Origin of the sequence: Saccharothrix sp. NRRL B-16314 (assembly GCF_000716595.1) — a bacterium.
In the GTDB taxonomy this organism is placed as follows: Bacteria; Actinomycetota; Actinomycetes; order Mycobacteriales; family Pseudonocardiaceae; genus Actinosynnema.
This window is the reverse complement of record NZ_JNXC01000012.1, coordinates 35,854-51,001: the sequence shown is the minus strand read 5'-3', so window position 1 is coordinate 51,001 and position 15,148 is coordinate 35,854. Positions and strand designations below refer to the sequence as shown.

Below are 15,148 nucleotides of genomic sequence, written 5' to 3'. Positions count from 1 at the left end.
ATGTCGACGACGCTGTCGCGGGCGGTGCGGCACCGCCCGCCGCCGACCCCTCCCCCACCGCGCCGACGACGCACCTCGTGGTGGCCCTACCTGCTGATCGCGCCGACGGTGCTGGCGACGGCGTTCCTCCTGCTGTACCCGTTGGCGCGCAACGTCGTCATGTCCGTGCAGGAGTTCGGCCTGCCGCAGCTGGTGCGCGGCGACGCGCGGTTCGTCGGCTTGGCCAACTACGCGCGGGTGCTGGGCGATCCGGAGTTCTGGGCGGTGGTGCGGCGGACTCTGGTGTTCGCCGCCGTCAACGTCGTGCTGATCATGGTGCTGTCCACGCTGGTCGCGTTGCTGCTCGTGCGGCTCGGCCGGTGGACGCGACTGCTGGTGATGTCCGGGCTCGTGCTGGTGTGGGCCACGCCGGTGATCGCGGCGACCACGGTGTTCCAGTGGCTGTTCCAGTCCCGGCTCGGGGTGGTCAACTGGGCGCTGGTGTCGCTCGGGTTCGAGGACTACCGCGGCTACACGTGGTTCGCCGACGGTCCGGCCACCTTCGCCATCCTGGTCACGTTGATCGTGTGGCAGTCCGTGCCGTTCGCGGCGCTGTCGCTGTACGCGGCCATGGTGACGGTCCCGTCCGAGCTGTACGAGGCGGCGCGGATCGACGGCGCGGGCGCGTGGCGGGTGTTCGCGTCCATCACGTTCCCGATCCTGCGGTCCATGTTCGGGTTGATCACCTGCCTGGAGGTGATCTGGGTGGCCAAGTGCTTCGTGCAGATCTGGGTCGTCTCCCAGGGCGGGCCGGGGCAGGCCACCACGACGTTGCCGGTGTACGCGTTCCAGGTCGCGCAGTCGTTGCAGCGCTACGACCTGGGCGCGGCGGTGTCGATGCTCATGGTGCTGCTGCTCGTGCTGGCGCTGTTGGCGTACTTCCGCCAGATGTACCGGCAGGAGGAGGTCTCGTGACCGGCCGGGTGCTGCGCGGTGTCGCGGCGGTCGTCGTGTTCGTGGTGTCGGTGTTCCCGGTGTACTGGATGGTGCTGACCGCGTTCAAGCCGACGCGCGACATCCAGGCCGAGACGCCGACGTTCCTCCCGCTGTCGCTGACGTTCGAGCACTTCGGCACGGCGGTGTCGGCGCAGGGGTTCTGGTCGTTCTGGCGCAACAGCATCGTGGTCGCGGGCGGCTCGGTGCTGTTGGCGTTGCTGGTCGCGCTGCTGGCGGCGTTCGCGGTGGCGCGGCTGCGGTGGAAGGGGCGGCGCGGGTTCATCCTGATGGTGTTCGTGGCGCAGATGACGCCCTGGGAGGCGCTGCTCATCCCGATCTACGTGATCGCGCGGGACACCGGGATGCTCGACACGCTCTGGATGCTCACGCTGGTCTACTTCATGATCACGCTGCCGTTCACCGTCGTGACGCTGCGCGGTTTCCTCGCCGCCGTGCCGGTCGACATCGAGGAGGCCGCGCTGGTGGACGGGTGCTCGCGGGCGCAGGCGTTCCGGCGGGTGGTGTTCCCGCTGCTCGCGCCGGGCCTGCTGGCGACCTCGCTGTTCGGGTTCATCACCGCGTGGAACGAGTTCGCCTTCGCCAACGTGCTGATCATCAAGAACCAGGACGACCGCACGCTGCCGGTGTGGCTGTCCTCGTTCAGCAACACGTTCGGCACCGACTGGGGCGCGACCATGGCCGCCTCGACGCTGTTCATGCTGCCCGTGCTGGTGGTGTTCCTCGTGCTCCAGGGCCGGGTCACCACCGGGATCGTCGGCGGCGCGGTCAAGGGCTGAGAGGCATCGGGGGTACTGGTGATCGTTCCACGGCCGACTCGGCTGATCCGCAGGCACGGCCGGTTCGCGTTCGACCGCGACACGGCGATCCGGGCCACGCCCGGCGCCCAGGGCGCGGCGCGGCTGCTGCGCGCGCTGCTGCGGCCGGCCACCGGGTTGCCGCTGCCGCTGCACGAAGACGGACGTGTGGTGTTCGCACTGGACGAACGGCTGGTCGGGCTCGGCGACGAGGGCTACGCGCTGACCGTGAACGAGCACGCCGTCGTGCTGCGAGCCGCTACCCGGCATGGGTTGGCGCACGGCGTGCAGACCATCCGGCAACTCCTGTCGCCGATGGCCCTGGGATCGCGGCCGGTGTCCGGTGTGGACTGGTCACTGCCCGGCGTGGACGTCCGCGACGCACCGCAGTTCCCGTGGCGCGGTGTGCTCCTGGACGTCGCGCGGCACTTCCAGCCGGTCGCGGTGCTGCGCCGGTTCGTCGACCTGATGGCCGTGCACAAGCTGAACGTCCTGCACCTGCACCTGACCGACGACCAGGGCTGGCGGATGCCGGTGCCGGGCCACCCGCTGCTGACGTCGGTCGGCGGGTGGCGTGCCGAGACGATGGGCGACGGCGTGCCGCACGGCGGTGCGTACACCCGCGCGGAGCTGGCCGGGCTGGTGTCCTACGCCGACGAGCGCGGTGTCCGGATCGTGCCGGAGATCGAGATGCCCGGACACGCCCGCGCAGCCCTGGCCGCCTACCCGCACCTGGGCAACTTCCCCCGGCGCCGGCTGCCGGTGTGGACCCGGTGGGGCATCAGCGACGCGGTGTTCGGCGTGGACGACGCCGTGCTGGAGTTCTGCCGTGACGTGCTGGACGAGGTGGTGGACGTGTTCCCCGGACCGCACGTGCACCTGGGCGGCGACGAGTGCCCCACCGCGGAGTGGGAGTCCAGCCCCGGCGCGCTGCGGCGGGCCCGCCGCGAGGGGCTGACCGGGCCGCACGACCTGCACGGCTGGTTCCTGCGCGCGATGGCCGACCACGTCGTCGGGCACGGACGGGTGCCGGTGTCGTGGGAGCCGATCGGCGACCCGCGCGCGGTGGTGATGCCGTGGCGCGACGCGGCGGACGCGCGGTCGGCGCTGGACCTCGGGCACGACGTGGTGATGGCGCCGCACCGCTCGACCTACCTGGACTACCCGCAGTCCGACGACCCCGACGAGCCCGCCGGGCAGCCCGGCCTGGTGGTGACCGCGCGGGACGTCTACGAGCTGCCGCTGCCGGCCGGGGTGCTCGGCGCGCAGTGCTCGTTGTGGACGGAGTACGTGCCGACCGCGCAGCACCTGGAACGGCTCGCCTACCCGCGGCTGGCCGCGTTGGCCGACCGGCTGTGGGCCGAGCACCCCTCCTGGACCGACTTCACCGAACGGATGCGCGCGCACACCGGCCGCCTGAGCGCGCTGTCCGTGCCCTTGCCGCGAAAGGAGGACGACGCCCGCTCCCCTGTCCCACCCTGCTGACTTGAGGAGAACACAGTGTCCGCACGCATGATCGCGGCGATCGGAGCCGCAGCGGTGTCCGTCGCCGCGCTGGTGGCCGCACCGATGGCGTTCGCCGCCGACGTGGTCACCGCCCAGTACCGGACCAGCGCGTCCGGTGCGACGACCGACCAGGTCGAACCGTGGTTCAAGCTGGTCAACTCCGGCGGCACGACCGTGCCGCTGACCGAGCTGAAGGTCCGCTACTACTTCAAGAGCGACGCGCCCGACGCCGGCTACCGCTTCGCGTGCTCGTGGGCGGTGCGCGGCTGCGGCAACGTCACCGGCACGTTCGGCACCCTCACCGGCGGTCCGGCCGACCGGTACCTGGAGGTCGGGTTCACCTCGGGCGCGGGCTCGCTCGGGCCCGGCGCCGACACCGGTGACCTGCAACTGCGGTTCTACCGGTCGAACTGGGGGCCGATCACCCAGTCCGACGACTACTCGTTCCGCGCGGCCACCACCTACTCGGCGTGGTCGCGGGTGACCGTGCACCGGGCGGGCGCCCTGCTCTGGGGCACACCGCCCGGCGGCACCAGCCCGACCACGACCACCACCACGACGAACCCGCCGAACCCGAACGGCCCGGCGTTGTTCGACGACTTCAACTACGCGAGCTCCGGTGACTCACGCATCTCGCAACGCGGGTGGACCGTCCGCTCGGGCGGCGGTGGACCCGGCGTGCCGGGCGCGGTGTGGGACCCGGCGCTGGTGACGTTCCCGACCGTGGACGGCCAGAAGTCGATGCGGCTGGAGTCCTCCAACAACGGGTCGTCCGCGCGGCAGACCGAGCTGTACCACCAGCGGAAGTTCTTCGAGGGCACGTACGCGGCGCGGGTGAAGTTCTCCGACGCGCCGGTCTTCGGGCCCGACGGCGACCACGTGGTGCAGACGTTCTTCACCATCACACCGCTCAACAGCAACATGGACCCGAACTACGGCGAGCTGGACTTCGAGTACCTGCCCAACGGCGGGTGGGGCGAGCCCGCCAACATCCTGTACGAGACGACCTGGGAGACGTACCAGAACGAGCCGTGGATCGCCGACAACATCCACACCGAGCAGCGGCAGAGCTACGCCGGGTGGCACGACCTGGTGATCCAGGTGTCCGGTGGACGGGTGAAGTACTTCGTGGACGGCGCGCAGGTGGCCGACCACGGTGACAAGTACTACCCGGAGACGCCGATGTCGCTCAACTTCAACCTGTGGTTCATCTCGGGCGGGCTGGTCGGCACGCCCGGCGACCGCGCGTACCAGCAGCACGTGGACTACGTGTACTTCGCCAAGGACCAGGTGCTCAGCCCGGCCCAGGTGCAGTCCCGGGTGAGCGGCTACCGCACGTCCGGCGTCGACCACGTCGACACGGTGCCCGCGAGCTAGTTCTCGAACCGCTGCGGCGTCGAAGAGTCGGTCGACGCCGCAGCGGTTCCTTCGCGATCAGGCCGTGAAGTGCCCGCGGTGGCGGTGCAGGAACGCCCGCAGCGAGGTGGCCGGCCGACCGGTGATCCGCTCGACCGTGTCGAACGTGGCCGCCGCCTCCGGCAGCGAACCCTCGCCGGTCCGTTCGAAGACGTTGCGCACGCAGTCCATGTAGACCGGGTCCGCGCCCGCCGCCGTCACCGCCGCCAGGAACTCCCCCGGCTCCTTCGGCTCGTACCGCCACGCCCGTCCGGTCAGGTCCGTGAGCACGTCCGCGATACCGCCGATCGTGGCGACCTCGGCGCCCAGGCCGTAGCTCTGCCCGTCGTGCTGCTCCGGCGACCGCAGGACGGTGGCCGCGACCGCCGCGATGTCGTCGGTGTCCACCCAACTGGTCGGCGCGTCGCCGATGTAGTGGGTGAGCACGGCCGACTGCGGGTCGCTCATCACCGGCATCAGCAGGTTCTGCATGAACGCGGTCGGGTGGAGGTTCGTGCGCCCGAGCCCGGACTGCGCCAGGTACGCCTCGACCAGCTGGTGCCAGCCGTAGTGGACGACCGTGGTGTCCGGTGCGGCGTGCACCCCGAGGTGCACGACGTGGTCGACGCCCGCGAGCCGGGCCGCGTCGATCGCGGCCTTCGCCTGGCTCAGCATCCGCACGTCATAGCCGGAGGCGAGGAAGACGCGTCGCACGTCCCGCAGAGCCGTCACGATGTGGCCCAGCCCGTGCCGCTCGGCCGAGTCCAGGTCGATGTGGCGCGTCTCGATCCCCCGTTCCGCGAACGCCGCCGCGGCCTCGGGTCGGCGGACCGCGGCGATCAGCCTCAGTTCGCCGCCGCGGTGCGCGTCCAGCAGCTGGTCCACCACGGCGCCGCCGGTCCTGCCGGTCGCGCCGAGCACGAGCACGCTTGGTGCCGACATTCGTCCGTTCCCCCTCTTCGTTAGCGGACCAATCAGTCCCGGACCGATCGGTCCGCCGATCTTGCCTGGGGTGGCGCGGTCACGTCAAGGCAGACGGACCGATTGGTCCGCTACGCTGCCCGGGTGATGGCACGCCAACCGGCACCCGGCACCCGGGACCGCATCCTCGACACGGCGGCCCGGCTCTTCACCGAGCACGGGGTGCGCGCGGTGGGGATGCAGCGGATCGTCGACGAGTGCGGCTGCGGGAAGAACCTGCTGTACCGGGAGTTCCCGAGCAAGGACGCGCTCGTCGTCGCCCACCTCGCCCGGATTCGCGCGCTCTGGTCGGAGCAGGTCGAGCAGGTGACCGCGCCGCTCGTCGGTGACCCGGCGGCGCAGCTGGTGGCGATCACGCGGTTGGCCGCCGGCCAGGTCGGCGAGGTCGACTACCGGGGTTGCGCGTTCCGCAACTGCTTCACCGAGTTCCCGGACCACGAGGTGGGCCGGTTCGCCGCAGACCACTTGGCGGACGTGCGCGCGCACATCGGTGACCTGACCCGGCAGACCGGCCACCCGGAGCCGGAACTGCTGGCCGAGCGGATCTGGCTCGTCATCGAGGGGATGTACGCGACGGCGGCGCATCCGGGCGGTGAGCGGGCGGGCGAGGTCGGTGTCGCGCTGGTCGCCGAGCTGACCGGCACCGCCGCCCACTGACCGGGAGTCCGAAGTGGCCCTCGCGCAGGCGGGGGGCGAAATGCGAAACTCTTCCGCCTATGCGGCGGATCACGGGCGGTGTTCGGGTCGGGTACGCGACCGGGTCCTTCGTGACGGGCGCGTTCGGCACGGTGCCCGGACTGCTCCTGCTGCCGTACCTGACCGACAGCCTGGCCGTGCCCGCCGCCGTCGCCGGACTGCTGGTCCTCGCACCGAAGGCGTGGGACGTGGTGTTCAACCCGGTGGCCGGTCGGATCAGCGACCGGGCCGGCGTGCGGCGGCCGTTCCTGCTGTGGGGCGGGCTCGCCACCTCGATCCTGTTCGCGCTGCTGTTCGCCGGGCCGTTCACCGGAGCCGGCGCGGCGGTGTACGTGGCGCTGGTGTTCCTGGCCTGCGCGACGGCGTACGCGTTCTTCCAGGTGCCCTACGTGGCGATGGCCGCGGAGATCACCGACGACTACGACGAGCGCACCCGGCTGATGGCGTGGCGGATGGCGTTCCTGGCGTTGGCGATCCTGGTCAGCGGTGCGGGCGCGCCGGCGGTGCGGGACCTGGTCGGGTACCCGGGGATGGGTGTGGCGGTCGCGGCGCTGATGGTCGTCGGCACGCTGGCGACGTTCGCGGGCACGCGCGGTGTGCCCGCGTCACGCCGGGTGGCGGCGGCGGCCGGTGTCGGCGAGCTGTCGGCGGCGGTTCGCGGGTCGCGGGCCTTCCGGCTGCTGCTGATCGTGTTCGTCGTGCAGGCCGTGGGGCTGGGCACGATGTTGGCGGGCGTCGACTACTTCGCCCGGCTGGTGCTGGGCGAGCAGGGGTTGCAGACCGCGCTGTTCGCCGGGTTCGTCGGTCCCGCGCTGCTGGTCATGCCGTTGTGGCAACGGGTCGGCCGTCGGCACGGCAAGCGGGCCGGGCTGGTGGCGGCTTCAGTGCTGTTCGCGGTCGCGGTGGCCGGGCTGACCGCGTCACGGGTGCTGCCCGTGGCGGCGGTCCTGGTGTTGATGGCGGTGATCGGCGTGGGCTACGCGGGGATGCAGGTGTTCCCGCTGGCCATGCTGCCGGACGTAATCACCGCGGAGGAGCGGCGGACCGGCGCGGCGCGAGCGGGTCTGTTCTCCGGCGTGTGGACGGCCGGCGAGACGTTGGGGCTGGCGCTCGGTCCGGGCGTGTACGGGCTGGTCCTGGCCTTGGGCGGGTACGTCGCGAGCACCGACGGCTCGGCCGTGCAGTCCTCCGGCGCGGTGACGGCCGCGCTGCTCGGTTTCACCGTCATCCCGGCCGTGCTGGCGTTGGCGGCCCTTCCCCTGCTGCGTGAGGAGACCCGGTGACCGACGTGTCCGCCGAAGGCGTCCTGGCCGAACTGCGCGCGTTGCGCGCCGGTGACCTGCCCACGCACGGCGGTCGGACGCTGGCTTACGTGTACGACAGCGCGCTGCCGGGGCTGGACGAGCTGGCCGCGTCCGCGCACGCGCTGGCAGCGTCGGTGAACGGCCTCGACCCGACCGCGTTCCCGAGCCTGCTGGCGCTGGAGAACGACGTGGTGCGCACGGCCGCCCGGCTGTTGGGCGGCGGCGACGGGACAGTCGGCGCGGTCACGTCCGGCGGGACCGAGTCATGCCTGCTCGCGGTGGTCGCGGCACGGGACGCGCGACCGGACGTCGAACGGCCCTCGATTGTCGTGCCGGAGACCGCGCACGCGGCGTTCCACAAGGCGGGGCACTACTTCGGGGTGCGGGTGGTGGCCGTGCCGGTGGACCCAATGACGTTCCGGGCCGATCCGGCGGCGATGGCGGCGGCGATCGACTCGTCCACGGTCCTGGTGGTGGCCAGCGCACCGTCGTACGCGCACGGCGTGGTCGATCCGATCGCGGACATCGCTGCTGCTGCGGCGGCACGCGGAGTGCGTTTCCACGTCGACGCGTGCATCGGCGGGTGGGTGTTGCCGCACGCGTCCGACGTTCCGTCGTTCGACTTCTCGGTGCCGGGCGTCACCAGCATCTCCGTGGACCTGCACAAGTACGCGTACTGCCCCAAGGGGACGTCGGTGCTGCTGCACGCGTCGGCCGACCTGCGCCGGTCGCAGTACTTCGCGTCGGCCGCGTGGCCCGGTTACACGATGGTGAACTCGACCACCCAGTCCACTCGATCAGGTGGACCGTTGGCGGCGGCCTGGGCGGTGCTGCGGCACATCGGCGACGACGGGTACCGGTCGTTGGCGTTGCGGGCGTTGGAGAGCACGCGGGTCTTGCGCGACGGCATCGCGGAGATCGACGGGTTGCGGGTGCTGGGCACGCCTTCGTCGACCTTGCTGGCGGTGGCGGCGTCGCAGGACGACTTCGACGTGTTCACCGTCGCCGACGAGATGAAGGCGCGGAACTGGTACGTGCAACCGCAGTTCGCCTACCGCTCCTCCCCCGCGAACCTGCACCTGACCGTGACGGCGGCGAACTCCGGCCACGAGGCGGAGTTGTTGGCCGACCTGCGGGCGTCGGTGAAGGCCGCGGTGGCGGCCGGACCGGTCGCGGTGGCGCCGGAGGTCCTGGAGTTCATCGGCGGGTTGGAGCCCGACTCGCTCACCCCGGAGGAGTTCGGCGGGTTGCTCGCGGCGGCGGGGATGACCGGCGACGCCGGCCTGCCCGTACGGATGGCGACGGTGAACACCCTGCTCGCCGCGGCGCGTCCGGCGCTGCGGGAGCGGCTGCTGGTGGAGTTCCTGGGGTCGCTGTACTCGTGACCGGCGGGGGCGTGACGGCTACGTGACCATCGTCGGCATGCACCTCGATCTGAGCGGGAAGACGGCGCTGAACGGGCGCAAGTCCGAGGCGGTGGACGCGGCAGTGCGCGCGGACGGCGACTACGTCGACAACCCCCGTGAGTCCTACGTTCAGAACGCGTGAGTCCTACGTTCAGAACCACCGTGTCCTACGTTCGCGTACCCCGAATTCAACGCTCAGAACGCGGACGGCGCGCGGACGCGGGCGCGGCCTTTGATCACCGAATGCCATCGAACCGGTGTCGGCCCTCCCATTCCGCCCCGTTCCGGGGGACGATGCGGCTCCTCCCGATGCCGGGCTCGACGCAGAAACGCAGGTGGTCGCCGTGGACTCCGCCCTGACGAGCGTCGGCCTGCCGGTCGCGCTGGCCGTGGTCATGTTCGGGCTCGGGCTGTCGTTGACGGTCGCCGACTTCGCCCGGATCGCACGGGAGCCACGAGCGGTGGCGGTCGCACTGGCGACGCAGCTCGTCCTGCTGCCGGTGGTGTGCTTCGGGCTGGTCGTGCTGCTGGGCCTGAACCCGGTGCTGGCCGTCGGCATGATGCTGCTTGCCGCGTCGCCCGGCGGGACCACGGCGAACCTGTTCAGCCACCTGTTCCGCGGTGACGTCGCGCTGAACATCACGCTGACCGCGGTGAACTCGGTGCTCGCGGTGGCGACGCTGCCGCTGGTGGTCAACTTCGCGCTGACCCACTTCGAGCCGGCGGCCGAGGGCGCGGTGGGGTTGGAGTTCGGCAAGGTCGCGCAGGTGTTCGCGATCGTGCTGGTGCCGGTGGTGCTGGGCATGCTGGTGCGCCGCTGGTCGACCGCGTTCGCGGACCGGGCGGACAAGCCGGTGCGGATCTTCTCGGCGGTGGTGCTGGTGGCCGTCATCGCGGGCACGATCATCGCCGAACGGGAGAACATCGGCGGCTACCTCGCCGACATCGGGCTGGTGACGGTGCTGTTCTGCGCGTGCAGCCTGACGGCGGGCTACCTGATCCCCCGGCTGGCGAAGGTCGGCCGGCGGCAGGCGATCGCCTCGGCGTTCGAGGTCGGCATCCACAACAGCACGTTGGCGATCACGGTCGCGGTGACCGTGCTGGGCAGCGAGCAGCTCGCCGTGCCCGCGGCCGTGTACGGAGTGGTGATGTTCCCGCTCGCCGCCGTGGCCGGGTACCTCCTCACCCGGGTGAAAGCCGAGCAGGACACCGTGACCGGCTGAGTCGCCGTAGTCGACCTCAGGTGGGAAAATTATCCGGGCATGCACCCTGCGTAATCCTTACGTGCTAACACGAAAGTGTCACGAAGAGAGCAGACCGGACCATGCGACCATTCCGACGGGAACCACTTCCCCACCGATCCGGACGCATGGCCGCCGCGGCCCTCGTGGTTGCCTCCTCAATGGTGGCGCTCACGCCTACCGCGACCGCCGTGCCAGTCCCGACCGCAGTGCCACTACCGACCGCCTTGCCACACCCGGCAGGCGTGCCGCTCCCGACAGCGGTGCCGATCGGGTTCAGGGACGCCCTCGCGATCGGCGGCCTCAGCAGCCCCACCGCGACGGCGTTCGCACCGGACGGCCGGGTGTTCATCGCCGAGAAGAGCGGCATCGTCAAGGTGTTCGACTCCCTCGCCGACCCCACCGCCACCGTGTTCGCCGACCTGCGCACGCAGACCCACGACTTCTGGGACCGCGGCCTGCTGGGCTTGGCGGTGGACCCGCGCTTCCCGGCCCGCCCGTACGTCTACGCCCACTACACGCACGACGCCGTGCCCGGCGGTACAGCGCCCCGATGGGGTGACACGTGCCCGACCCCACCAGGCGCGACCGACCAGGGCTGCGTGGTCACCAGCCGGCTCTCCAAGCTGACCATGGGCGGGGGCGGCACGGCCACGGCCGAGCAGCCGCTGATCACCGACTGGTGCCAGCAGTTCCCCAGCCACTCCGCGGGCGCCCTCTCGTTCGGGCCGGACGGAGCGCTCTACGCCAGCGGCGGTGACGGCGCGAGCTACAACTTCGCCGACTACGGCCAAGTGGGGAACCCGTGCGCGGACCCGCCCTCGCCCGGCACGTCGCTGACCACGCCCACCGCGCGCGGCGGCGCTCTTCGGTCACAGTCACTCCGCCGCCCGGCCGGTGAACCGGCGTCCCTCGACGGCACGATCATCCGCGTCGACCCGGACAGCGGCGCGGGCCTGCCCGACAACCCGTTCGCCGCTAGCACCGACGCCAACGCACGGCGGGTGACGGCGTACGGGATGCGCAACCCGTTCCGGTTCGCGTTCCGGCCGGACACCACCGAGCTGTGGGCGGCTGACGTCGGCTGGACCAACTGGGAGGAGATCGACCGCATCGCCGACACGCGGGACGCGACCGCGGAGAACTTCGGCTGGCCCTGCATCGAAGGACCGGCTCCGCAGAGCGGCTACGACGACGCCGGTCTGAACCTGTGCGAATCGCTGTACGCCGGCGGCGGTCAGACCGCGCCCTACTACGCGTACGACCACTCGGCGAAGGTCGTGGCGAACGATCCGTGCCCCACCGGCGGGTCGTCCATCTCCGGCATCGCGTTCGAGTCGTCCAGCGACTACCCGTCCGCTTACGAGGGCGCGTTGTTCTTCGCGGACAGCTCGCGCGGCTGCATCTGGGCGATGCGCACCACCGGCGGGCGGCCCGACCCTGCCAAGCTGGTGCCCTTCGTGACCGGTGCGAATGTTCCGGTGCATGTCGTCATGGGACCTGGCGGCGACCTGTTCTACCTCGCCTTCAGCACGGGCGAGCTGCGCCGGGTGAGCTACCAGGGCAACGCCGGAGCCGCGCCGGCCGCCGTCGTCACAGCGTCCGGTGGCTCGATCTCGGCGGCCTCGACCCGCGTCGGCACACAGGTCGCGGAGGACCCGGTTCCGGTGATCGACGACCCGACGGCCGCGCTGCGCTGGGTCGTCGGCCAGCGGGTGCCGTTCAGCGGGCACGCCACCGACCCGCAGGACGGTCCGCTGCCCGCGTCCGCGCTGAGCTGGCGGCTGGGCATCCAGCACTGCGCGACCGAGGGCTCGTGCCACGAACACGTGGTGGAGAACTACCCGGGCGTGTCGTCGGGCTCGTTCGTGGCGCCTGACCACGGGCACCCGTCGCACCTGGAGCTGACGCTGACCGCCGCGGACTCGTCGGGCCGCGCGGCGAGCACCAAGGTGCGGCTCGACCCGCTGACGGTGGACCTGACCTTCTCGTCCAGCCCGGCCGGGTTGCGGCTCAGCGTGGGCAGCACGTCGTCGACCACGCCGTTCAGCCGCACGGTGATCGTCGGGTCGGCCAACTCGGTCAGCGCGCCCAGCCCGCAGACGGATCAGCGCGGCCGGCCGTTCGAGTTCCTGGGCTGGTCGGACCGCGGGGCGCAGACGCACCAGGTGGTCGCCCCGCCGGACCCGGAAGCGTACCGGGCGACCTTCGGCCTGTGCCCGGCCTGCTGACGCTCGCGGTTCAGGCGGCGCACACCTGGCACCGGTGCGGTCCGACGGGTCTGCCCCGACCGCCCCAGCCGTCGGCGGTGGCGGCCTGCCACAGGCCCGCCCACTCGGGACTCGGGTCCGGGTAGGTGCGACCGCAGTGGTCGCAGATCAGCACGAGGGTCGAGGCGTCGCGGTCCCCGGGAATGGCGGTCACTATGGGCTTTCTCGGCAGAGGGCTCGGGACGGTGGCGCCGGCCGCGTCCCCGTCGGCCGGCGCCTGGTCGTTCACCCGCTGCATTCTGGCCGGTCCCCCGCCTCCGGCGATCCGTTTGGACCAGTGGGGACCTTACGATCACCTTGCGATCGTGGTGGGGAACCTGTCCCACACGCGGTGGGTGCCGAGGAGTTCCCGGACCTGCCGGAACACGCCGGCCGGTGTGTCGCCGACCACGACGCCGAGGTCGTCCGGCGGCACCCGGGCCTCCAGCAGCGCGGTCGGGCCGTCACCCCACGCGCCGATCGCCTTGGCGTGCCGGTAGCACTCCTCGATCATCAGCACCACGCGCGGGTCGACGGCGGCGTTGTCGTCACGGCTCGGCAGCGCGTCCCGGGCGGGCGGCGGCGCGGCGGCCAGCAGCAGGGCGTCGAACTCGACCGAGCGGGCGGTGAAGAACGTCCGCTGCGCTTCCAGCCCGTCCTCCAACTGCCCGCCGCGGGCGGCGATGACCAGCGGCGTGATGCCGGCGGCGGTGATCGCCTGGCGCAGTTCGTGCAGCCCGGCGAAGCTCGCCGGGTTCTCCGCGTCGACCACGATGCCGATGGTCCGGCCGTCGGTCGGCCACACCTGCCCGATCTGCGACAGGGCGGGGCTCGGCGTCACCTCGCCGACCGGTTCCGCGGCTCGCGGCGCGGGCAGGCCGAGACCGGCGGCCACCTGCGCGCACAGTTCGGCGTCGACGTTGGCCAGCACCCGCAGCGCGCGCTCCCGGATCGCCTGCTCGTAGCACTTGCCCAGCTCGAACGTGAACGCCCGCACCACGTGGTCGCGCTCCACGGGGCTCAGGCTGCGGTAGAACAGGCGAGGCTGGGTGAAGTGGTCGGCGAACGACGCGGGAGCCTCGCGCCGCCTGACCGACTGGGCCACCGGCTGGGCGACCTCGACGTACGCGCCGACGTCGGCACCTGCCATGAACGGGCAGCCGCCGTCCAGCGTGTTCGGCTTGTACGGCGCGACACCACTCTGCACCGCGTGCTGGTGGAACCCGTCGCGCAGCATGTCGTTGACCGGCGCGTGCGGCCGGTTGATCGGGATCTGCGCGAAGTTCGGTCCACCCAATCGGGTGATCTGGGTGTCGAGGTAGGAGAACAGGCGGGCGTGCAGCAGCGGGTCGTCGGTGACGTCGATGCCCGGCGGCAGGTGGCCGACGTGGAACGCGACCTGCTCGGTCTCGGCGAAGAAGTTCGTCGGGTTGCGGTTGAGCGTGAGCATGCCGATCGGCTGCACCGGCGCCAGCTCCTCGGGCACGATCTTGGTGGGGTCGAGCAGGTCGACGCCCTCGAACGTCTGCTCCGGCGTGTCCGGGAAGACCTGGATGCCCAGCTCCCACTGCGGGAACGCGCCGGACTCGATGGCGTCGGCCAGGTCGCGGCGGTGGAAGTCCGGGTCGATGCCGTTGATGAGCTGCGCCTCCTCCCACACCAGGGAGTGCACGCCCAGCTTGGGCTTCCAGTGGAACTTGGCCAGCGTGGTGCCGCCCTCGGCGTCGACCAGGCGGAACGTGTGGACGCCGAAGCCCTCCATCATCCGGAAGGAGCGCGGGATGCCCCGGTCGGACAGGTGCCAGAACAGGTGGTGGGTGGCTTCGGTGTGCAGGGACACGAAGTCCCAGAACGTGTCGTGCGCGCTCTGCGCCTGCGGGATCTCGCGGTCAGGGTGCGGTTTGACGGCGTGGATGACGTCGGGGAACTTGATGCCGTCCTGGATGAAGAACACCGGGATGTTGTTGCCCACCAGGTCGAACGTGCCCTCCGCGGTGTAGAACTTCGTGGCGAAACCGCGGGTGTCGCGCACCGTGTCCGCCGAACCGCGCGAGCCCACGACCGTGGAGAACCGGGTGAAGACCGGGGTGGACACGCCTTCGGCCAGGAAACCCGCTTTGCACACCTGCGTTGCGGTGCCGTAGCCGACGAACACGCCGTGTGCCGCCGCACCTCTCGCGTGGACCACCCGTTCGGGGATTCTTTCGTGGTCGAAGTGGGTGATCTTCTCCCGCAGGTGGTGGTCCTGGAGCAGCGTCGGGCCGCGTTCACCGGCTTTGAGCGAGTGGTCGGTGTCGTACAGGCGTGCGCCCTGGGCGGTGGTGAGGTATTCGGCCTGCTGGCCACGGGTGTCCGCGGCGGCCCCGGTTTCCGCGCCGGTGGCGGTCCGCGTCGCCGGGGACGCCTGGTCGGGTTTGCGGGGCAGCGGGCCCTGCGGCCGTTTCGGCGGTTCCACCGGTGGCGGTGCGGCGGCGGGTTTGCCCGGGGCAGGCGGCGTGACCAGGTCGGCGACCTTCTCGACCGCCTTCTCCAGGGCTTCCTTCACGACCTTGGCGGGCTTGATCGGGTCCACGGGCGCCT

Annotated in this window: 13 protein-coding genes; 10 read left to right on the top strand and 3 right to left on the bottom strand. The window is 71.5% G+C overall.

Translation table 11 applies throughout. The annotated features are described in order from the left end of the window. The 4 genes from OQ02_RS18930 to OQ02_RS18915 are packed head-to-tail and all read left to right on the top strand — an operon-like array spanning position 1 to position 4,673. A complete protein-coding gene (locus tag OQ02_RS18930) occupies positions 1-954 on the top strand; it encodes a carbohydrate ABC transporter permease (protein ID WP_033439807.1) in 954 nt (317 codons plus the stop codon). Then, a complete protein-coding gene (locus OQ02_RS18925) occupies positions 951-1,772 on the top strand; it encodes a carbohydrate ABC transporter permease (RefSeq protein ID WP_033439806.1) in 822 nt (273 codons plus the stop codon). The genes OQ02_RS18930 and OQ02_RS18925 overlap by 4 nt, the downstream gene beginning before the upstream one ends. Positions 1,773-1,790: 18 nt before the next feature. Continuing rightward, positions 1,791-3,275 (top strand): beta-N-acetylhexosaminidase, encoded by a 1,485-nt coding sequence (locus OQ02_RS18920; RefSeq protein WP_197043396.1) that lies wholly within the window; start codon positions 1,791-1,793, stop codon positions 3,273-3,275. Between the two features lie 15 nt (positions 3,276-3,290). Next, positions 3,291-4,673, top strand: coding sequence for a cellulose binding domain-containing protein (locus tag OQ02_RS18915; RefSeq protein WP_033439805.1), 1,383 nt, complete (start codon positions 3,291-3,293; stop codon positions 4,671-4,673). A 57-nt stretch (positions 4,674-4,730) separates the two neighbouring features. Here OQ02_RS18915 and OQ02_RS18910 read toward each other — a convergent pair whose 3' ends face one another. After that, entirely contained in the window at positions 4,731-5,633 is a 903-nt protein-coding gene (locus tag OQ02_RS18910) for an NmrA family NAD(P)-binding protein (RefSeq protein WP_033439804.1), read from the bottom strand. Between the two features lie 126 nt (positions 5,634-5,759). Here OQ02_RS18910 and OQ02_RS18905 point away from each other — a divergent pair, with 126 nt between their 5' ends. The 6 genes from OQ02_RS18905 (at position 5,760) to OQ02_RS18885 (ending at position 12,550) form a co-directional block, all read left to right on the top strand. Then, positions 5,760-6,329 carry a TetR/AcrR family transcriptional regulator gene (locus OQ02_RS18905; RefSeq protein WP_051772511.1) on the top strand — a complete coding sequence of 190 codons (570 nt, stop codon included), beginning with the start codon at positions 5,760-5,762 and terminating at the stop codon, positions 6,327-6,329. A gap of 59 nt (positions 6,330-6,388) precedes the next feature. Beyond that, a complete protein-coding gene (locus OQ02_RS18900) occupies positions 6,389-7,651 on the top strand; it encodes an MFS transporter (RefSeq protein WP_033439803.1) in 1,263 nt (420 codons plus the stop codon). 5 nt (positions 7,652-7,656) lie between these two features. Continuing rightward, a complete protein-coding gene (locus OQ02_RS18895) occupies positions 7,657-9,057 on the top strand; it encodes a pyridoxal phosphate-dependent decarboxylase family protein (protein ID WP_033439980.1) in 1,401 nt (466 codons plus the stop codon). 37 nt (positions 9,058-9,094) lie between these two features. Beyond that, positions 9,095-9,220, top strand: coding sequence for a hypothetical protein (locus OQ02_RS46720; protein WP_269321627.1), 126 nt, complete (start codon positions 9,095-9,097; stop codon positions 9,218-9,220). Between the two features lie 202 nt (positions 9,221-9,422). Continuing rightward, complete coding sequence (locus tag OQ02_RS18890; RefSeq protein WP_033439979.1) at positions 9,423-10,301, top strand: bile acid:sodium symporter family protein; 879 nt, start codon at positions 9,423-9,425, stop codon at positions 10,299-10,301. Positions 10,302-10,564: 263 nt separating this feature from the next. Next, on the top strand, positions 10,565-12,550 hold the full coding sequence (locus OQ02_RS18885) for a PQQ-dependent sugar dehydrogenase (protein WP_231500105.1): 1,986 nt from the start codon (positions 10,565-10,567) through the stop codon (positions 12,548-12,550). 10 nt (positions 12,551-12,560) lie between these two features. Here OQ02_RS18885 and OQ02_RS18880 read toward each other — a convergent pair whose 3' ends face one another. Both OQ02_RS18880 and OQ02_RS18875 read right to left on the bottom strand, forming a co-directional pair. Further along, positions 12,561-12,743: a hypothetical protein gene (locus OQ02_RS18880; RefSeq protein WP_156077136.1), complete on the bottom strand. Its 183-nt coding sequence runs from the start codon at positions 12,741-12,743 to the stop codon at positions 12,561-12,563. Positions 12,744-12,881: 138 nt separating this feature from the next. After that, a complete protein-coding gene (locus OQ02_RS18875; protein WP_033439800.1) occupies positions 12,882-15,140 on the bottom strand; it encodes a catalase in 2,259 nt (752 codons plus the stop codon). Positions 15,141-15,148: the final 8 nt, after the last annotated feature.